We start from the raw sequence: 19,936 nt of genomic DNA, 5'->3' as shown, positions 1-19,936 counted from the left end.
TTTTACGTCCGGAGACGCTGATATCAATCCTGCGAGTGCCCACACAGATTGTCTGATAAATTGTTAAAGAGCGGTGCAATCAGCGCCTTAAGCTGCTGTTGCGAGGTGGCGTATATTACGCTTTCCTCCTTCAGAGTCAAACACTTTTTTCAGCGTTTTTCTCCGGCGGGATGAATTTCTTCACTCCCTGCTGAGCCGTCTGCGTTGCCGCTTTGCCGTCTCAGTGGTGGCGCAGTATAGGGATTTCTGATGGACTGACAAGCGTTAATTTAAAGTTTTTGCACGACCGCTCACTTTTCGGCCAATGCGCTGAAATTAGCAACGAATTGGCATCAATCGGGCAAAAAAACGGGCCCGAAGGCCCGTTTACGTCAAATCTCATCACTGATGTGCGACGATGACATCATCTTTAACATCCATTTCAATGGTTTTACCCGGAACAAAAGCACCAGAAAGAATCTTCTGCGCCAGTGGGTTTTCAATTTGCTGCTGAATAGCGCGTTTCAATGGACGTGCACCGTATACCGGATCATATCCATTTTCACCCAACAGCTTCAGCGCTGCATCCGTGATATGCAATTGGTAGCCACGTTCATCCAGACGTTTGTACAACCGCTGCAGCTGAATCTGCGCGATAGAAGCAATATGCTGCTCGCCAAGCGGATGGAACACCACCACCTCATCAATACGGTTAATGAACTCTGGGCGGAAATGCGAACCTACCACCGTCATCACCATATCTTTCATTTCCGGATAGTCCAACGCACCGAAACGTTCCTGGATCAGGTCAGACCCAAGGTTAGAGGTCATAATGACCACGGTATTACGGAAATCGACCGTACGTCCCTGCCCATCGGTCAAGCGCCCATCATCCAGTACCTGCAACAAGATGTTGAAGACATCCGGATGAGCCTTTTCGACTTCATCCAGCAGAATCACGGAATAAGGGCGACGACGTACTGCTTCTGTCAAATAACCGCCCTCTTCATAACCCACGTAGCCCGGAGGTGCACCGACTAAACGCGATACCGAGTGTTTTTCCATAAACTCTGACATATCAATACGCACTATGGCGTCATCGCTGTCGAACAAGAAGTTAGCCAGCGCTTTACTCAACTCGGTTTTACCCACACCGGTTGGCCCAAGAAACAGGAACGAGCCAATTGGACGATTAGGATCGGACAGACCCGCACGACTACGGCGAATCGCATTCGATACCGCATCAACCGCCTCGTTCTGGCCAATCACACGCGCATGCAGCTCTTGCTCCATCCGCAACAGTTTCTCGCGCTCACCTTCCATCATTCGTGCTACTGGAATGCCGGTCCAGCGTGCCAGCACATCAGCAATTTCCACATCTGTTACGCGGTTACGTAACAATTTCATGGTTTTGCCTTCTGACTGCGTGGCAATAGTGAGCTGCTTTTCCAGCTCCGGAATTTTACCGTACTGCAGTTCGGACATTTGGCCCAGATCACCAGTGCGTCGCGCCTGTTCCATCGCCAGGCGAGCTTGCTCCAGTTCCGCCTTAATGTTCTGCGTCCCCGTCAGAGAGGCTTTTTCCGCTTTCCACTCTTCTTCCAGCTCAGCGTATTCACGCTCTTTCTGATCGAGTTCCGTTTCCAGCATCTCCAGACGTTTGATACTGGCATCGTCCGACTCTTTCTTCAGTGCCTGTTGTTCCAGCTTTAACTGGATGATGCGGCGTTCCAGACGATCAAGCGACTCCGGTTTCGAGTCCATCTGCAAACGAATGCTCGATGCTGCCTCGTCAATCAGGTCAATTGCCTTATCTGGCAACTGGCGATCGGAGATATAGCGGTGCGACAACGTGGCCGCTGCCACAATCGCCGGGTCAGTAATCTGCACATGGTGGTGTAACTCATAGCGCTCTTTCAGGCCACGCAGAATAGCAATGGTGTCTTCCACGCTCGGTTCAGCCACAAAGACTTTCTGGAAACGACGCTCCAGCGCCGCATCTTTCTCAATGAACTGGCGATACTCATTCAGCGTGGTAGCACCCACGCAGTGCAACTCACCACGCGCTAATGCAGGTTTCAACATGTTACCGGCATCCATGGCGCCATCGGCTTTACCCGCGCCAACCATGGTATGCAACTCGTCGATAAACAGAATGACGTTGCCTTCCTGTTTTGCCAGATCGCTCAGCACACCTTTCAGGCGCTCTTCGAACTCACCACGATATTTAGCACCCGCCACCAGCGAACCCATGTCCAGGGCCAACACGCGGCGACCTTTCAATCCTTCTGGCACTTCACCATTGATAATGCGCTGCGCTAACCCTTCGGCAATCGCAGTTTTACCTACGCCGGGTTCCCCAATTAATACCGGGTTGTTTTTGGTACGGCGCTGCAATACCTGAATGGTACGACGAATCTCTTCATCACGACCAATCACCGGATCTAACTTGCCAAGCTCGGCGCGCTCGGTCAGATCGATGGTGTATTTTTTTAAAGCCTGGCGCTGATCTTCAGCCCCTTGATCGTTCACGTTCTCTCCTCCCCGCAATTGCTCGATGGCCTTAGTGAGTTTTTCGGTGGTTGCACCAGCGGACTTCAATAGGTCCGCCAGCGAACCACGAGAGTCGAGGGCCGCCAGAACAAATAATTCAGATGATATAAAGTTGTCGCCGCGCTTTTGCGCGAGTTTGTCGCACAGGTTCAGGACCCGAATGAGATCGGCTGAAGGCTGTACATCGCCATCCGTACCTTCTACCTGCGGCAGTCGGTTGATAGCTTGTTCGATGCTGGTACGCAGACCAGCCACATCGGCACCTGCTGCGCTAAGCAACGGACGCACCGATCCGCCTTCCTGATTGAGCAAAGCGCTCATCAAGTGAAGGGGTTCGATAAATTGATTGTCGTGTCCCAGAGCAAGGGACTGAGCATCGGCAAGGGCCAACTGGAATTTATTAGTAAGACGATCCAGACGCATGATTCCTCCAATACAGGTCAAAATGCTACTGGAGATTAAATGAGGTCATCCCTCAAATATTTCAAGGTTAATGACCTGTGTTGCGAACAAAAAATACGCTACTGGATCGTCTTGCGGCGTAAGATTATCTCAGCCAAATCAAAGTTGCCATACGCCCGGTGATTCCATCTCGTCGGTAGGAGAAAAAATCATTGGCTTCGGTGAAAGTGCAACGCTGTGAACCACTGATAGAATGCACTCCAGCGGCCTGAAGTCGCTGACGCGCTAGCTGCCAGATATTCGCAAAAAATTTGTCACCAACCGGGCGAAAAGCCGCATCGGCTTGTACATCGTGCGCCAAAAAGGCTTCACGCACCTCAGCACCGACTTCAAATGCCTGCGGGCCGATAGCGGGTCCAAGCCAGGCGTGGATCTCACGGGCTGGTGAGCGAAACTGTTGCAGCGTCTGTTCCAGCACGCCGTTACACAGACCACGCCAGCCAGCGTGAGCAGCGGCCACTTCACTGCCATCATCACTGCAAAACAACACCGGCAAGCAATCCGCCGTCATGATGGCGCAGACTACACCGGATTCGCGGGTGATGGCCGCATCTGCATTGGGTAATAACTCGTCCGCAGGCAAACGCACAACGTCCTGCCCATGCACCTGATTAAGCCACTGCGGCATGGCGGGCAGCAGTTTATCTTTCAAATGCTGACGATTTTGCAAGACATGCGTTTCAGCATCGCCAACGTGCGCCCCAAGATTCAGCGAATCCCAGGGGGCAGTGCTAACACCGCCATGTCGCAAGGTGGAACATGCCTGAACGCGCTGCGGTGCAGGCCAGTCAGGAATGATCCACTCACTCATAGCCAATCCATTTGATCGCGGAACTCATGGGTATCGGCTTTCAGCGCGTCAATCAGATCGACCATGTCTTGCGGCAACGGCGCATGCCATTCCATCTCAATGCCGGTGATGGGATGGTAGAGACGCAGCATGGTGGCATGCAGCGCCTGACGGTCAAAACCGCGCAGCGCGGCGATGAACGCATCTGATGCACCTTTAGGCGGACGCGGACGACCGCCGTACAGCGGATCACCCACTAATGGATGGTTGATATGCGCCATGTGCACACGAATCTGGTGAGTACGACCCGTTTCCAGACGCAGACGCAGACGCGTATGAGCACGGAAATGCTCCATGATGCGATAATGCGTGGTCGCGGGTTTACCCATAGGGTGTACCGCCATGTGGGTGCGTTTGGTGGAGTGGCGCGCCATCGGCTCATTAACCGTGCCGCCTGCCGTCATGGTGCCAATCGCAACCGCTTCATATTCACGGGTAATCTCGCGCAACTGCAGCGTTTCCACCAGATGCGTCTGAGCGGGAACGGTCTTCGCCACCACCATCAAACCGGTTGTGTCTTTATCAAGACGATGGACGATCCCAGCACGCGGGACGTCGGCAATTGGTGGGTAATGATAAAGCAGCGCATTCAGGACCGTACCATCCGGATTACCTGCCCCAGGATGCACCACCAGGCCACGCGGTTTGTTGATGACCAGAATATCATCGTCTTCATAAACGATGTTCAGGGGAATGTTTTGCGCTTCCCAGCGCTGCGCTTCTTCGATTTCAGCATCGATAGACACCTGCTCACCGCCGAAAACTTTCTCTTTCGGTTTATCGATGATGGTGCCGTTGACGCTGACGCGACGCTCAAGGATCCATTCTTTTATGCGGGAACGTGAATAATCAGGGAACAATTCCGCCAAAGTCTGATCTAAGCGTTGTCCAAGCTGTGCTTCGGACACCGTTGCGGTGAGTTGAACTTGTTGTGCCATATACAGCTTCTTCGTTAACGTTGGGTTTTCACGGCGATGCCGTTTAATATAATGTGCTATCGTACCAGGTCATAACCGGGAGCTATACGGACAGCTTCCGCTACAACACTTTGAGGATAATCATTTCGTCATGACGCGTATGAAACATCTGGTGGCTGCTGCCACATTGAGCCTGAGCCTGGCTCTGGTGGGTTGTTCCGGCTCATCGGATCCCGTTCCGGACAGCCCGCCATCTGAAATTTACGCTACAGCCCAGCAAAAGCTGCAGGACGGTAACTTTAAAGCGGCGATTAAGCAACTGGAAGCACTGGATAACCGCTACCCGTTTGGCCCTTATTCGCAGCAAGTACAGCTGGATTTAATCTACGCGTATTACAAAAATGCCGATCTGCCACTGGCGCAAGCCGCTATCGCTCGCTTTATGCGCCTGAATCCGACTCATCCAAACATCGATTACGTCATCTACATGAAAGGCCTGACGGATATGGCGTTGGATGACTCTGCACTGCAGGGCTTCTTCGGTATCGATCGTTCAGATCGTGATCCGACGCACGCTCGTGATGCTTTCCGTGACTTCTCACAGTTGCTGCGCAGCTATCCGAACAGCCAGTATGCTGAGGATGCGCAGAAACGTTTAGCCTACCTGAAAGAGCGTCTGGCGAAGTATGAACTCTCGGTGGCGCAATTCTATACCAAGCGCGGGGCCTATGTCGCCGTTGTTAACCGTGTTGAAGGGATGATGAAAGATTTCCCGGATACCGAAGCGACGCACAAAGCGCTGCCGCTGATGGAAAATGCCTACCGCCAGCTGCAGTTAACCGCAGAAGCGGACAAGGTAGCGAAGATCATCGCGACAAATAATCAGTCCTGATTTTACTACCAATAAAAAAGCAGCCTTAATGGCTGCTTTTTTTGCCGAAAATTCAGCCAGATTGCTGATTATCCGCTGCGGTTAACTCATCAATCTTGCTCTTTTCATCCCTGCCCTTCAAGCATTTTCCGCGATTTTATGAGCCTTTCTCACAATTCACTGGCATTGACAAAAAGTGACATTTCAATGTGATATAGATCACACTTTTTCCTGATTTACGCGGTATGCTGGTCCTACCCAGACGGAAATGACAGAGAGGTTTAACTATGATTCTGAACATTACCAGCAAACAAATGGAAATCACTGCGGCTATCCGCAACCATGTCGAAGACCGTCTCGCCAAGCTGGAAAAGTGGCAAACTCACCTGATAAATCCGCACATCGTGTTATCGAAAGAGCCGAAAGAATTCGTGGCTGATGCCACCATTAACACACCGAACGGCACGCTGGTTGCCAGCGCGAAACACGAAGATATGTACACGGCTATCAACGATCTGATTGCCAAGCTGGAGCGACAACTGAATAAGGCGCAGCACAAACCTGAAGCGCGCCGCGCAACCAGCAGTATGAAAGATTTCACCCCTGCGGGATAAATAGACCTTTTCCAGTAACGCGCCTGCGGGCGCGTTTTTTATTGACAGCTTTAAATCACTGCGGTTACTCTCAATCCACTTTATTGCTGGAATCACACATGAAACATCTACCGTTCTTCTTCGCATTCTTTTTTACCTTCCCCTGATTGGGAGGTGATTCGTCGTGTGAAAATGAATGCGAAGACGAACAACAAAGCCTCCCAAACGGGAGGCTTTTTTATTGGACATTTTACAGGTGAGCCCTATGAATCCCGAAAATCCGCTGCTGGCATTACGCGATAAGATCAGCGCCGTTGATGAAAAGCTGTTAACGCTGTTATCTGAACGCCGTTCGCTGGCGGTTGAGGTGGCGCAAGCAAAGCTCGCGACCCATCGCCCGATTCGCGATGTTGAGCGTGAACGCGCACTGCTGGAAAACCTGATCTCACTCGGCAAAAAGCACCAGCTTGATGCGCACTACATTACTCGTCTGTTCCAACTGGTGATTGAAGATTCGGTACTGACTCAGCAAGCGCTGCTGCAGAAAAACTTAAACCATCCGCACGCACACGCGCCGCGCATCGCATTTCTGGGTCCTAAGGGTTCGTACTCTCACCTCGCGGCGCGTAAATACGCCACACGTCATTTTGATTCCATGGTTGAGATGGGCTGCCTAAAATTCCATGACATCATTCATCAGGTGGAGAGTGGCCAGGCCGATTACGCCGTGATGCCAATCGAAAATACCAGCTCAGGCTCGATTAACGACGTCTATGACCTGCTGCAGCAAACCACGCTCTCCATCGTTGGCGAGCTGACCATCCCAATCGAACACTGTGTGCTGGTCAACGGCAATACCGACTTACAGCAAATTGAAACGGTTTATAGCCATCCTCAGCCATTCCAGCAGTGCAGCCAGTTCATCAATCGTTTCCCACAATGGAAAATCGAATATACCGAGAGCACCGCAGCGGCAATGGAAAAGGTCGCGGCGATGAATTCACCAAAAGTGGCGGCTCTGGGCAGTGAAGCGGGCGGTGAGCTGTATGGTCTGCAGGTGTTAGAACGGAATTTAGCTAACCAGCAACAAAACCATACCCGCTTCATTGTGCTGGCACGTAAGCCGATTGAAGTTTCTGGCCAGGTACCAGCCAAAACCACATTGATTATGGCTACCGGTCAGCAAGCTGGTGCACTGGTTGAGGCTCTGCTGGTGCTGCGTAATCACAATCTGATCATGAGCAAACTAGAAAACCGCCCAATTAACGGCAACCCATGGGAAGAGATGTTTTACATTGATGTGCAGGGCAATCTGCAATCGGAGAACATGCAGCTGGCGTTGAAAGAGCTGCGTGATTTGACGCGATCTCTGAAAGTACTCGGCTGCTATCCGGGTGAAAATGTTGTTCCGGTGGAACCGCGACTGTAAATGAAAAAGGCATCCTTGCGGATGCCTTCTCTTTTATTGCCGGCTATCGTTAGCCGAACGCAACATGCTTCGGCTCTCTACCAGGAAGCGTTGAGCGTAATCGCCAAACCAGTGCGCCACACCTTCAAAGCTCTTGATGAACGCCTGTTTATCGCCCTGCTCCAGCAATTTAATCGCATCACCAAAGCGCTGGTAATAACGCTTAATCAGCGCCAGATTACTCTCCGAAGACATGATGATGTCTGCGTAAAGCTGCGGGTCCTGAGCAAACAGTCGACCAACCATCGCCAGTTCCAGGCGATAAATCGGTGAGGACAGCGCCAACAGTTGATCAAGGTTGACGTTCTCTTCCGCTAAATGCAAACCATAGGCAAAAGTGGCAAAGTGACGCAGCGCCTGGATAAAGGCCATGTTCTGGTCATGCTCGACCGCGCTGATGCGATGTAAACGCGCGCCCCAAACCTGAATCTGCTCCAGGAACCACTGATAGGCTTCTGGCTGACGACCATCACACCACACCACCACCTGCTTCGCCAGGCTACCGCTATCCGGACCAAACATCGGATGCAAGCCCAGCACCGGGCCAGTATGCGCCGCCAGCATCGCCTGCAGTGGACGGTTCTTCACCGATGCCAAATCCACCAGGATGCAGTCTTCCGGCAGTGTTGGTAATTCGGCGATGATCTGCTCGGTCAGATGAATGGGCACACTAATGATGACCATGCCCGCATCTTTGAGCAGCTCTTCAGAACGATCCCAATCGCCCTTGTCCAGAATACGGACCTGGTAACCTGACAGATTGAGCATCTTTTCAAACAAGCGCCCCATCTGGCCACGCCCACCAACAATCACCACCGGGCGCAGCGTTGGGCAGAGCGTTTTGAAGCCTTTGTCGTTTTCATGCGCATAAGATTCACGCATCAGGCGACGTAAGACATCCTCAATCAGATCTGGCGAAACGCCGAGCGCCTCGGCTTCCTGACGGCGTGAAGCCAACATGCTGGCTTCACGTTCTGGCACATAAATCGGCAAACCATAACGGCTTTTGACCTCACCTACTTCAGCTACCAGCTCAAGGCGTTTGGCTAATAGCCCAAGCAGGGCTTTATCGACTTCATCAATTTGATCGCGTAGCGCGGTCAGTTCAGCCACCATGACTCTTTATTCCTCGTGTGACAGACGTGCCGACAGCACTCCCTGCAGATCCTGATGGATTTCACGCAGCAAGGTTTCCGTGGTTTCCCAGTTGATACAGGCATCCGTGACGGAAACACCGTATTTCATTTCGCTACGTGGCTGCTCAGAAGACTGATTGCCTTCGTGAATATTGCTTTCCAGCATCAGGCCAATAATGGAACGATTTCCATCTTTAATCTGCGCAATAGCCGATTCGGCTACACCAGGCTGGCGGCGGTAGTCTTTATTAGAATTACCATGGCTGCAATCTATCATTAAGGCCGGACGCAGTCCCGCTTTCAGCATCTCTTTTTCACACTGCGCAACATCTTCAGGACCGTAGTTAGGCGCTTTACCACCACGCAGGATTACGTGGCCATCCGGGTTGCCCTGAGTCTGTAACAGGCAAACCTGTCCCGCCTGATTGATGCCGACAAAACGGTGTGGCATCGCTGCAGCGCGCATGGCGTTGATTGCGGTGCCCAGGCTGCCATCAGTGCCGTTTTTGAAGCCGACAGGCATTGATAAACCAGAAGCCATCTCGCGGTGTGTTTGTGACTCGGTAGTACGGGCACCAATCGCAGACCAGCTGAACAGATCGCCGAGGTATTGTGGACTATTAGGATCCAGCGCTTCAGTGGCCAGCGGCAGGCCCATTTCCACCAGGTTCACCAGCAGCTGACGCGCAATGTGCAGCCCGGCTTCCATATCAAATGAGTTGTTCATGTAAGGATCGTTGATCAGCCCCTTCCAGCCAACGGTGGTACGGGGTTTTTCAAAATAAACGCGCATAACGATATACAGCTGATCCTTCAACTGTGCAGAGAGAGTTTGCAGCTGACGAGCATATTCCAGTGCGGCTTCGGTATCGTGAATTGAACAAGGACCACAGACCACCAGCAGGCGCGGATCGCGGCCAGCAATAATATCGGCAATGGTCTGGCGAGAAGCAGCAATCTGCGCTTCCTGCGCCGCAGTGAGCGGGAACTTCGCTTTCAGCTCTTGCGGGGTGATTAAAATTTGTTCGTCGGCGATATGCACATTGTTCAGCGCGTCTTTCTGCATGATGGCGATCCTTTTTAACTCGTGTATGCGGTTTGGGATCCTCACTGAGGATGGCGCTTACTCTACCACAGCCTGTAATGGATGCAATCCACACCTGTACACTTTTATTACCAACCCATTCAAATGCACCGAGGAATATAATAAAAACACATTAAAAACATTAAGATAAATCACAAACAAGCAACAACCCGATCCATCTATATGTAAACATTGCATTACACCTGTAATTTTTAACTTCTACCCTTTTCTGAAAGCGTCACTCAATACAGGCTAACAATGATATTCCCGGATCCATCTGGCATCTTTTGCATCGCCGCGATTTTGAACAGTTTCAAATGTCTTATCGCTACCCCATTTGCTATCGACTGACCAGACAGAAACCTTGTATCGCGATGCTCCTTAGAAAGCGCCCATAAAAAAAGGGGCTGGCCCTTAGGCCAACCCCTTGTTTGCTATTAACTTTGGGATGTCGCTTACGCGCCCAGACGCTCTTTGATACGAGCTGACTTACCGGTGCGCTCACGCAGGTAGTACAGTTTGGCTTTACGTACAGCACCACGACGTTTGACAGAAATGCTGTCAATTACCGGAGAGTGAGTCTGGAAGACACGCTCAACGCCTTCGCCGTTTGAAATCTTACGAACAGTGAATGCAGAGTGCAGACCGCGGTTACGAATAGCGATAACCACGCCCTCGAATGCCTGCAGACGTTTCTTAGAACCTTCAACGACCCATACTTTCACTTCCACGGAATCACCCGGACGGAATGAAGGTACGTCCTGCTTCATCTGCTCTTGTTCAAGTTGCTTGATAATGTTGCTCATAATTAAATCTCTATATCCTGGGTAAACTGATAGTCAGGGAAGATTACTCTTCCACCTGATGGTTTTGTTGCTGCTGATGTTCCCGTTGGAACTCATTTAGCAACCGTGCTTGCTCTTCAGTCAGAGCCAGGTTTTCCAGAAGTTCAGGTCTTCTTAGCCAGGTACGGCCTAGCGACTGTTTCAGGCGCCAGCGGCGAATATCGGCATGGTTGCCCGACAGTAAGACTGGCGGAACCTCCATCCCTTCTAACACTTCAGGTCGGGTGTAGTGCGGGCAATCCAGTAAACCATCCGAGAACGAATCCTCATCGGCTGACGCCTGCTTGCCCAATACGCCGGGGATAAACCGGGCGACTGAATCAATCAACGTCATGGCTGGTAGCTCACCACCACTGAGTACGTAATCACCGATTGACCATTCTTCATCAATCTCAGTATGAATCACGCGCTCATCAATCCCTTCATAACGACCACACACCAGAATCAACTTCTGGTTGGTCGCCAGTTCGCAAACGCCCTGTTGGTCCAGTTTGCGACCCTGAGGTGAAAGATAAATCACCTTAGCACCTTCTCCCGCCGCCGCTTTCGCTGCGTGGATTGCATCCCGTAAGGGTTGCACCATCATCAACATTCCCGGTCCGCCGCCGTAAGGACGTTCATCCACGGTACGGTGCCGGTCGTGCGCGAAGTCACGAGGACTCCAGCTTTGAATGTTGAGCAGGCCATTTTTTACTGCCCGGCCAGTTACCCCGTACTCGGTAATAGCGCGAAACATCTCTGGAAACAGGCTAATAACACCAATCCACATCGCGTTCGCCGTTACGTTACCGGATTGTCCGGAGATCAAAAACCAGGATCCCAATCTACTTCAATCGTGCCAGTAGAGAGATCGACTTTCTTGATAACCTGTTCATCAAGAAACGGGATTAACCGCTCTTGCGCACCGAATGCATCTTTCAGGTTTGCCTTAACAACGAGAACGTCGTTCGAACCGGTTTCCATCAAATCAATGACTTTGCCCATTTCGTAACCGTCGAGGTTTACCACTTTGCAACCCATAAGGTCTTTCCAGTAGTAATCACCCTCTTCCAGCGCTGGCAGCTGAGCAGAATCAACCGTAATTTCGCAATTGGTTAACTGTGCCGCAGCGTCCCGATCGTCAATGCCTTTGACTTTGATGATCAGGTCCTGATTGTGGTGCTTCCAACCTTCCAGTTCGACCTGCTGCCATTTACCGGCACGCTGGATGAACCAGGGTTGGTAGTCGAAGATGCTTTCAGCGTCTTCAGTGGAGGAAAACACTTTGAGCCAACCTCGAATGCCGTAAGCGGCCCCCATTTTCCCCAATACAATTGGGTTAACGAGAGGCTGTGCGGCAGGTTTAATGCTCATGCTAACCACCGTGACAGATTAAGCTGCTTTTTTTGCTTCTTTGATCAGCGCGTTAACGCGATCAGAAAGCGTTGCGCCCTGGCCAACCCAGTGCTCAATACGGTCCAGATCCAGACGCAGACCTTCAGCCTGACCAGAAGCGATCGGGTTGAAGAAACCTACGCGCTCGATGAAACGACCATTACGCGCATTGCGGCTGTCAGTAACGACGACCTGATAGAACGGACGCTTTTTCGCGCCGTGACGTGCCAAACGAATTGTAACCATAACATCCTCATTAGTTAATAAAGCGCTCGGGCTCCATCGAGGGATGGAACCCGAGCGCAATATAAAAAGCCCGAAAATTTTACTCATTTTGGCGAAAAAAGCAACCTGAGCGTGTTAATTTTCTGGCTGTGTGCCGCTCGCCTTAGCGACCGGGGAATCCGGGCGGCATCATACCTTTCATGCCACGCATCATTTTGGCCATGCCACCCTTCTTCATTTTCTTCATCATGCGCTGCATGTCGTCGAACTGTTTCAATAAACGGTTAACGTCCTGCACCTGCATACCTGAACCGGTGGCAATACGGCGCTTGCGTGAGCCCTTGATGATTTCCGGTTTCTGACGCTCTTTGGTGGTCATCGAATTGATGATCGCCTCCATACGCACCAGCACTTTGTCATCCATCTGCGATTTCACGTTGTCTGGCAACTGCCCCATGCCCGGCAGCTTACCCATCAGGCTGGCCATGCCGCCCATGTTGCGCATCTGCTTCAGCTGATCGAGGAAGTCGTTGAGATCGAAGCCATCACCGGTTTTGAGTTTCTTCGCCAGCTTCTCCGCCTGTTCGCGGTCAACTTTGCTCTCGATATCTTCGATCAGCGACAGTACGTCGCCCATGCCGAGGATGCGTGAGGCGATACGGTCTGGATAGAACGCTTCCAGTGCTTCCGTCTTCTCACCCATACCCATGAATTTAATCGGCTTGCCGGTAATATGACGAATAGACAGCGCTGCACCACCGCGCGCATCACCATCCACTTTCGTCAGAATCACGCCCGTCAGTGGCAGCGCTTCATTGAAGGCTTTTGCCGTGTTTGCCGCATCCTGACCGGTCATGGCATCAACCACAAACAAGGTTTCCACCGGATTGATCGCGGCGTGTACCTGTTTGATCTCGTCCATCATCGCTTCATCAACGTGCAGACGACCGGCGGTATCCACCAGCAGCACGTCGTAGAATTGCAGCTTCGCTTCTTTCAGGGCGTTCTTAACGATGTCGACAGGCTTTTGGCTCAGATCGGAAGGACAGAAGTCCACGCCAACCTGCTGCGCCAGTGTTTCCAGCTGTTTAATCGCCGCCGGGCGATAAACGTCGGCAGAAACCACCAGCACTTTCTTCTTATGCTTCTCGCGCAGGAACTTACCCAGCTTCGCCACGCTCGTGGTTTTACCCGCACCCTGCAGGCCCGCCATCAACACCACAGCCGGCGGCTGTGCGTTCAGATTGAGCGCATTATTTTCTGCACCCATTGCCGCAACCAGCTCGTTGCGAACAATTTTGATAAATTCCTGGCCAGGCGTCAGGCTTTTGTTTACATCCTGACCTACCGCCGCTTCTTTCACGCGGTTGATGAACTCACGCACGACCGGCAGCGCAACGTCCGCTTCCAGCAATGCCATGCGCACTTCACGCAAGGTGTCTTTAATGTTGTCTTCGGTCAGCCTTCCGCGGCCGCTGATATTGCGCAGGGATTGCGACAAACGATCGGTTAAATTATCAAACATGCTCTCTCACTTAGGACCGTAGCGAGGCCGCCCGGGCGGCACAATGCGGCGGATTATAGCACGAAGCCACAGCGATCTCTGCAATTGACCTTCAGATCGTTTGGAGCCTGATGCAGCTGGCGCTATACTGGCTTTTTCCTTATCTGACCGACACCTGAAAGGATCTATGTTCGTTTTCGCGATCGTGGCGCTGTTCGCCTACTCCCTCAGTCTTGCATTGATCATCCCCAGCCTACTGAAACGCAACGGTGGCTGGCGTCGTTTTGCCGTACTTTCTGCTTGCGTCGCGTTGATCGCCCATGCGGTTGCACTGCAACAACGCATTTTTGCCGTCGATAACGGACAAAACCTCAGCCTGCTAAATATCGGTTCGCTGGTGAGTTTGCTGATCTGCGCGATCATGACCATCGTTGCATCGCGCAATCGCGGTTGGTTACTGTTGCCGATTGTCTACGGCTTTGCCTTGATTAACCTCGCCTTCGCCACCTTTGTGCCGAATGCCTTTATTACCCATCTCGAAACCACGCCGGGCATGATGATCCATATCGGCCTGTCGCTGTTTGCCTACGCTACGCTGATTATCGCGGCACTGTATGCGCTGCAGCTGGCATGGATTGATTACCAGTTGAAAAATAAGAAACTGGCTTTCACCCAGGATATGCCGCCGCTGCTGAGTATTGAGCGTAAGATGTTTCATATCACGCAAATTGGTGTAGTGCTGTTGACGCTGGTGCTGTGTACCGGTCTGTTCTTCATGCATAACCTGTTTAGCGCGGAGAATGTCGATAAAGCGGTGCTGTCCATTCTTGCCTGGTTTGTTTATATCGTTCTGCTCTGGGGACACTATCATGAGGGCTGGCGCGGACGCCGCGTCGTCTGGTTTAACTGCGGTGGTGCACTGCTGCTGACCATGGCCTACTTCGGCAGTCGCGTGCTTCAGCACCTGCTCACTTCTCACTAAAGGAATTTTTGCGTTGGAACATGTTTCAACCACCACGCTGATCGTTACGCTGGTCATCATGGTGCTGGTCTCTGCGTACTTCTCCGGTTCAGAGACCGGCATGATGACGCTCAATCGTTATAAATTGCGCCACAAAGCCAAAAGCGGTAATCGCGCGGCTCGTCGTGTCGAAAAACTTTTACGCCGTCCTGATCGCTTAATCAGCCTGGTGCTGATAGGCAACAACCTCGTGAATATCCTGGCCTCCGCATTGGGTACCATTGTCGGTATGCGTCTTTACGGCGATGCGGGTGTGGCAATTGCCACCGGGATCCTGACTTTTGTGGTGCTGGTGTTTGCTGAAGTGCTGCCGAAAACCATTGCAGCGCTTTACCCCGAAAAAGTCGCCTATCCCAGCAGTGTGCTGCTGGCGCCGCTGCAGTATGTGATGCTGCCTTTGGTCTGGCTGCTCAACACCATTACCCGCATTCTGATGCGCATGGTTGGTATCAAAACGGAAGGCTCCATCAGTTCAGCCCTAAGTAAGGAAGAGTTGCGTACCATTGTCTATGAGTCCCGCTCACTGATGTCTCGTCGTAATCAGGACATGCTGCTGTCGGTGCTGGACCTGGAAAAGGTCAGCGTTGATGACATCATGGTGCCACGCAATGAAATTGTCGGCATTAACGTCAACGACGACTGGAAATCGATTGTTCGCCAACTGAGTAATTCCCCGCATGGCCGGATCGTGCTGTTCCGCGATTCGCTGGATGATTCGGTTGGCATGCTGCGCGTGCGTGAAGCCTGGCGCATGATGACCGAGAAGAAAGAGTTCAACAAAGATCGCCTGCTGCGTGCCGCTGATGAAATTTACTATGTGCCGGAAGGTACACCGCTGAACGTCCAGCTGGTGAAATTCCAGCGTAATAAGAAGAAAGTCGGCTTAGTGGTTGATGAATATGGTGACATCAAAGGGCTGGTGACCATTGAAGACATTCTGGAAGAGATTGTTGGCGATTTTACGACGTCCATGTCTCCTTCCCTGGCGGAAGAAGTGATGCCGCAGAATGATGGCTCAGTGCTGATTGAAGGCAGCGCCAACGTGCGTGAAATCAATAAAGCCTTTAACTGGACGTTACCCGAAGACGAAGCACGCACCATCAATGGCATGCTGCTGGAAGCGCTGGAAGAGATTCCGCTGGTCGATACACGCGTGAAAATCGGGAAGTACGATGTGGATATCCTCGACGTGCAAGACAACATGGTGAAGCAGGTGCGCATTACCCCGCATCATCCGCTGAAATCCTCCATCGGTTCCTAAAGCCAAAAAAAACGCCGCGAACATCGCGGCGTTTTCATTTCTGCTCAGACAGGCACTAGATGTGCAGCTCTTTCAGCTTCTCAGCCGGCAGTTTCAGATCTTCGTTACGGTTCACGCCAATCTCATGCGCCAACACGTTACGCGCAATCTGCTGCGCTTCGTCGAGTGAGTGTAGCTTGTAGCTACCACACTGGTATTCATTCAGTTCCGGGATCTGGCTCTGTTCTTTCACTTTCAGAACATCTTCCATCGCCCCTTTCCACGCTTTCGCTACACGCTGCTCGTCTGGTTCACCAATCAAGCTCATGTAGAAGCCGGTGCGGCAGCCCATTGGCGAGATATCAACGATTTCCACGCCATCACCATTGAGGTGATTACGCATAAAGCCAGCGAACAGGTGCTCCAGCGTATGGATGCCGCGCTCAGTCAGAATATCGATATTCGGACGGCAGAAACGCAGGTCAAAAACGGTGATGGTATCGCCATGCGGAGTATTCATGGTTTTTGCAACGCGCACAGCGGGTGCGCCCATGATGGTGTGATCAACAGTAAAACTATCCAGTAGTGGCATACGTCACCTCCTGTTTTGAGATTTTTTTTAAAACGATGAAACTTTTCCGTTCGCCCAACGTCTGAATATATGAAAGACGCGCATTTGTTATCATCATCCCTGACAACAGAGATGTTAATTTTGGCCACAATGATGTGGCCATTTTCTTTTTTAGCCTTCGCGACCTGCCAGATAACTTTCGAAATCCAGCGTATCACTCTGTTCCAGCTTTTCCTGCGCCTGTACCGATTCCAACGCCTGACGACTGAAGTCATCTTCGGTCAAAATCTCTAACGGCTCTTCACACAGCAGATGGCGATACTGTTCAGCCAGTGCCACACCTGCGCCGGTTAAGCCATTTTCTTTGATGGCATGCAGAATACGCGCTGAATAGGTTAGCTCAGGATCATCAAACGATGCCACCAGTTGATCGCAAACCTGTTGATATTGCGTGCTGCCATAATTGCTGTCGAGCACCTCGGCAACACGACGCAGATCGGCAAACAGGGCTTTACCTACATCTACCAGCGGATGTTCTGTATCGCTACAACCTACACCAATCACCTGGCCCGGCTTACGTCCTTCCATGACCACGCGGTTCCAGTTTTTACGGCTGCATAACAGCTCGTCAGAACTCATCTCAGGCGCATCCGCCAGGGTACACCAGATCAGGAACAGGTCGAGGAAACGCGCCTGGTTAGCATCCACGCCAATGGCAGAGAACGGGTTGATATCCAGAGAACGCACTTCAATGTACTCGATACCGCCGCGTAACAACGCATCCGAAGGCGCTTCACCCGAACGTGTCACACGTTTTGGACGAATAGGTGCGTACAGTTCGTTCTCAATCTGTAACACGTTGGTGTTCAGCTGCAGCCAGTTGCCGTCGGCATCTTTGGTGCCCATGGCCGCATACTCTTCTGACGGCGTTTTAATCGCTGCTTTCAGCGCAGCAACGTAACCGTCGAGCGAGTTGAAGGTGATGCCCAAACCGCTCTGCGACTTATTGGTGTAGCCCAAATCACTGAGGCGCAGCGAGGTGGCATACGGCAGCCACAACGTCCCCTTGCCGTCCGTTTCAAAGGGTAATTTGCTTTCACGTCCCTGCAGGAACGATGAAGAGATCGCTGGAGATGCACCGAACAGATAAGGGATCACCCAACCAAAACGATAATAGTTGCGGATCAGACGCAGATATCCAGCAGAAATGGTCTCTTTTCCGCTTTCCGCATCTTTTACATCTGCCCACTCCTGCCAGAACGACAGTGGCAGCGAGAAGTTATAATGCACACCTGAGATAATCTGCATCAGTGCGCTGTAGCGATTTTTCAGTCCCTGCCGATAGAGGGTTTTCATCTTGCCGATATTAGAGCTGCCATATTGCGCCAGCTCAATGCTATCAACATCTTCAACATAACCCGGCATACTGAACGGCCACATGCGTTCCTGACCTAACTCTCGCGCAGTGTGGCGATGTATATCACGCAGGAAGGCCAGTGACCGATCAATGCTTTGATCGACAGGTGTAATGAACTCCAGCAGCGTTTCGGCAAAATCGGTGGTAATCCAACTGTGCTTGAGCGCCGAACCCAGGGATTCAGGATGTCCGGTCGTTGCCAGGTGACCATTCGGATTGACGCGCAAAGTCTCGCGTTCAATGCCACGGCCGATACCCTTTAACGCGTCGGGATGCGCTTCCAACCAGGAAAGCGCTTTTGATACGTCCGGGATCACATTAACCTCCCGCTGTGCGAATAATTTATTTTTGTTCAGCATAATGTTAACCGTAGCCTCGAATCTGTGCGAATCAATGCCACCATTGCATTGTTTGTAATGTGGCGGTCGCGATAACGATATAACGCAGCGTTTTACCGATGGCGAGGAACAGCACCGAGGGCAGCCAGGCAAAGCGCAACCAGCCTGCAAGCACGCAAAGCAGGTCGCCCACTACCGGCAGCCAGCTTAAAAGCAGCGCTGCAGGACCCAATCGATGTAACCACGTCATTGCTGTGTCATGCCATCGCCCCTGCCCTTTTGGCGGCATGAGGCGACCGAGAATAATGTTGGTCAGGCCACCCAGCGTGTTTCCCACTGATGCGGCCAATAACAATCCATAGATCGAACCCTGTTGGGCGATCAGCAAAGCAATCAGCACAGCCTCTGAACTTCCTGGAAGCAGGGTGGCACTCAGAAAGCTACTGCCGAATAACGATCCATAGGTCAGAATTTCATTCACAGTAAACGGACATCAACCACATCCATGCCCGCGGCTCGCGCCGCCTGAACACCAAAGTCAGCATCTTCAAATACCACACAGCGTTCAGGTGCCACGCCCATTAACTCGGCGCAGCGTAAAAAGGTATCGGGTTGGGGTTTATGGCGCTGCACATCATCCGCGCCGACAACGGCATCAAACAGATGATAAACACCCAAGGCTTCTAGCAGGGCCTTTGCCAGGCTGTGTTCACTGCCAGTACCCACCGCCATGGGACGACGACCGTGATACGCTTTTACCACGTCCATTAACGGTAAAGGGCGTACATCATCCAGCAACATCGCCTTGAGCGCTTCGGTTTTCTCTGCGGCCAGCAAATGAGGGTCATGCTCAGCGTTGTTCTGCTCAAGAATGTACTGCGCCAGCTGCCAGGTGGGCGCGCCATTAAAACTCACCATTTTTTTCTCATCCATGGTGAAACCGTAACGGCTCAGCACCTGCTGCCAGGCTTTTCGATGTGTCGGCTCAGTATCCAGGATTGTGCCGTCCATATCGAAAATCAGGGCGTCATATTGGTCGTACATTGTCACTCCATCGAGCACCACAAAATGAGCCATTACTTTAGCGTAATGCGCTTAGGTTGTCGCCAGGTGTGCTTAACAGCAAATGCTTTGAAAGCATTAGCTATTTTTGTTTTCGGAAAAAGGTCAGGTAGCGATACCCGGGATAAATGGCGGTTATATAAGTGATTTTTGCGTGATGAAGAAAAATGAGAAGTAAATTCAGAAAGCGGGCGTTGATTGTTTCGAACAGGAGATGGTGCATCCAGGAGGATTCGAACCTCCGACCGCTCGGTTCGTAGCCGAGTACTCTATCCAGCTGAGCTATGGATGCATTGAGAGATTTTCTTACGATGGACTTACTGCAATCAACCTGGGAATGATACGAAGAATGGTGCATCCAGGAGGATTCGAACCTCCGACCGCTCGGTTCGTAGCCGAGTACTCTATCCAGCTGAGCTATGGATG

20 protein-coding genes, 1 tRNA gene and 1 other annotated feature are annotated in these 19,936 nt (G+C 51.7%); of the genes, 6 read left to right on the top strand and 15 right to left on the bottom strand.

Going from position 1 to position 19,936, the window contains the following annotated elements; all coding sequences use genetic code 11:
• Positions 1–381: 381 nt before the first annotated feature.
• The 3 genes from clpB to rluD all read right to left on the bottom strand — a co-directional run bounded on the left by clpB (position 382) and on the right by rluD (position 4,782).
• The gene (clpB, locus tag QMZ65_RS24655) at positions 382–2,955 is read right to left on the bottom strand and encodes an ATP-dependent chaperone ClpB (RefSeq protein ID WP_211729253.1); all 2,574 of its coding nucleotides are present in this window, start codon (positions 2,953–2,955) and stop codon (positions 382–384) included.
• Positions 2,956–3,079: 124 nt separating this feature from the next.
• On the bottom strand, positions 3,080–3,805 hold the full coding sequence (yfiH, locus tag QMZ65_RS24650; protein WP_034822250.1) for a purine nucleoside phosphorylase YfiH: 726 nt from the start codon (positions 3,803–3,805) through the stop codon (positions 3,080–3,082).
• A complete protein-coding gene (rluD, locus tag QMZ65_RS24645; RefSeq protein WP_034822248.1) occupies positions 3,802–4,782 on the bottom strand; it encodes a 23S rRNA pseudouridine(1911/1915/1917) synthase RluD in 981 nt (326 codons plus the stop codon). The genes yfiH and rluD overlap by 4 nt, the downstream gene beginning before the upstream one ends.
• Positions 4,783–4,912: 130 nt before the next feature.
• Here rluD and bamD point away from each other — a divergent pair, with 130 nt between their 5' ends.
• The 4 genes from bamD to pheA all read left to right on the top strand — a co-directional run bounded on the left by bamD (position 4,913) and on the right by pheA (position 7,654).
• Positions 4,913–5,653, top strand: a complete 741-nt coding sequence (gene bamD, locus QMZ65_RS24640; protein ID WP_034822246.1) for an outer membrane protein assembly factor BamD — start codon at positions 4,913–4,915, stop codon at positions 5,651–5,653.
• A 266-nt stretch (positions 5,654–5,919) separates the two neighbouring features.
• Positions 5,920–6,246 (top strand): ribosome-associated translation inhibitor RaiA, encoded by a 327-nt coding sequence (raiA, locus tag QMZ65_RS24635; protein ID WP_034822244.1) that lies wholly within the window; start codon positions 5,920–5,922, stop codon positions 6,244–6,246.
• Positions 6,247–6,343: 97 nt separating this feature from the next.
• Positions 6,344–6,468, top strand: a sequence feature (Phe leader region).
• Positions 6,345–6,392 carry a pheA operon leader peptide PheL gene (pheL, locus tag QMZ65_RS24630; protein ID WP_100703679.1) on the top strand — a complete coding sequence of 16 codons (48 nt, stop codon included), beginning with the start codon at positions 6,345–6,347 and terminating at the stop codon, positions 6,390–6,392. (Overlaps the previous feature by 48 nt.)
• A 22-nt stretch (positions 6,469–6,490) precedes the next feature.
• Positions 6,491–7,654, top strand: coding sequence for a bifunctional chorismate mutase/prephenate dehydratase (pheA, locus tag QMZ65_RS24625; protein ID WP_038645247.1), 1,164 nt, complete (start codon positions 6,491–6,493; stop codon positions 7,652–7,654).
• 33 nt (positions 7,655–7,687) lie between these two features.
• Here the strand turns inward: pheA and tyrA are convergent, their stop codons facing one another.
• The 7 genes from tyrA to ffh form a co-directional block, all read right to left on the bottom strand.
• Complete coding sequence (tyrA, locus tag QMZ65_RS24620; protein ID WP_058962335.1) at positions 7,688–8,809, bottom strand: bifunctional chorismate mutase/prephenate dehydrogenase; 1,122 nt, start codon at positions 8,807–8,809, stop codon at positions 7,688–7,690.
• 6 nt (positions 8,810–8,815) lie between these two features.
• A complete protein-coding gene (locus tag QMZ65_RS24615; protein WP_034822238.1) occupies positions 8,816–9,895 on the bottom strand; it encodes a 3-deoxy-7-phosphoheptulonate synthase in 1,080 nt (359 codons plus the stop codon).
• A 473-nt stretch (positions 9,896–10,368) separates the two neighbouring features.
• Positions 10,369–10,719 (bottom strand): 50S ribosomal protein L19, encoded by a 351-nt coding sequence (rplS, locus tag QMZ65_RS24610; RefSeq protein WP_034822234.1) that lies wholly within the window; start codon positions 10,717–10,719, stop codon positions 10,369–10,371.
• 43 nt (positions 10,720–10,762) lie between these two features.
• Positions 10,763–11,527: a tRNA (guanosine(37)-N1)-methyltransferase TrmD gene (gene trmD, locus QMZ65_RS24605; RefSeq protein WP_200578826.1), complete on the bottom strand. Its 765-nt coding sequence runs from the start codon at positions 11,525–11,527 to the stop codon at positions 10,763–10,765.
• 35 nt (positions 11,528–11,562) lie between these two features.
• The gene (gene rimM, locus QMZ65_RS24600; protein WP_034822227.1) at positions 11,563–12,111 is read right to left on the bottom strand and encodes a ribosome maturation factor RimM; all 549 of its coding nucleotides are present in this window, start codon (positions 12,109–12,111) and stop codon (positions 11,563–11,565) included.
• Between the two features lie 18 nt (positions 12,112–12,129).
• Positions 12,130–12,378 (bottom strand): 30S ribosomal protein S16, encoded by a 249-nt coding sequence (rpsP, locus tag QMZ65_RS24595; protein WP_007893313.1) that lies wholly within the window; start codon positions 12,376–12,378, stop codon positions 12,130–12,132.
• Between the two features lie 142 nt (positions 12,379–12,520).
• Positions 12,521–13,882 (bottom strand): signal recognition particle protein, encoded by a 1,362-nt coding sequence (gene ffh, locus QMZ65_RS24590; protein WP_034822223.1) that lies wholly within the window; start codon positions 13,880–13,882, stop codon positions 12,521–12,523.
• Positions 13,883–14,048: 166 nt separating this feature from the next.
• On the opposite strand from ffh, the gene QMZ65_RS24585 reads away from it, so the two are divergent.
• Positions 14,049–14,843 carry a cytochrome C assembly family protein gene (locus tag QMZ65_RS24585; RefSeq protein WP_038645240.1) on the top strand — a complete coding sequence of 265 codons (795 nt, stop codon included), beginning with the start codon at positions 14,049–14,051 and terminating at the stop codon, positions 14,841–14,843.
• A 13-nt stretch (positions 14,844–14,856) separates the two neighbouring features.
• Positions 14,857–16,143: an HlyC/CorC family transporter gene (locus QMZ65_RS24580; RefSeq protein WP_045816444.1), complete on the top strand. Its 1,287-nt coding sequence runs from the start codon at positions 14,857–14,859 to the stop codon at positions 16,141–16,143.
• A gap of 55 nt (positions 16,144–16,198) precedes the next feature.
• Here the strand turns inward: QMZ65_RS24580 and luxS are convergent, their stop codons facing one another.
• The 5 genes from luxS to QMZ65_RS24555 all read right to left on the bottom strand — a co-directional run bounded on the left by luxS (position 16,199) and on the right by QMZ65_RS24555 (position 19,802).
• The gene (gene luxS, locus QMZ65_RS24575) at positions 16,199–16,714 is read right to left on the bottom strand and encodes an S-ribosylhomocysteine lyase (protein WP_034822217.1); all 516 of its coding nucleotides are present in this window, start codon (positions 16,712–16,714) and stop codon (positions 16,199–16,201) included.
• Between the two features lie 150 nt (positions 16,715–16,864).
• Positions 16,865–18,469, bottom strand: coding sequence for a glutamate--cysteine ligase (gene gshA / locus QMZ65_RS24570; protein ID WP_097117949.1), 1,605 nt, complete (start codon positions 18,467–18,469; stop codon positions 16,865–16,867).
• A gap of 31 nt (positions 18,470–18,500) precedes the next feature.
• A complete protein-coding gene (locus QMZ65_RS24565; protein WP_058962330.1) occupies positions 18,501–18,929 on the bottom strand; it encodes a YqaA family protein in 429 nt (142 codons plus the stop codon).
• The gene (yqaB, locus tag QMZ65_RS24560) at positions 18,926–19,492 is read right to left on the bottom strand and encodes a fructose-1-phosphate/6-phosphogluconate phosphatase (protein ID WP_058962329.1); all 567 of its coding nucleotides are present in this window, start codon (positions 19,490–19,492) and stop codon (positions 18,926–18,928) included. The genes QMZ65_RS24565 and yqaB overlap by 4 nt, the downstream gene beginning before the upstream one ends.
• Positions 19,493–19,725: 233 nt before the next feature.
• A tRNA-Arg gene (locus QMZ65_RS24555) sits at positions 19,726–19,802 on the bottom strand.
• Positions 19,803–19,936: the final 134 nt, after the last annotated feature.

The organism is Pantoea sp. EABMAA-21 (assembly GCF_030053335.1).
Taxonomy (GTDB): Bacteria; Pseudomonadota; Gammaproteobacteria; order Enterobacterales; family Enterobacteriaceae; genus Pantoea; species Pantoea communis.
The sequence above is the reverse complement of the archived record's forward strand: the minus strand, read 5'-3'. Positions and strand labels throughout refer to the sequence as shown.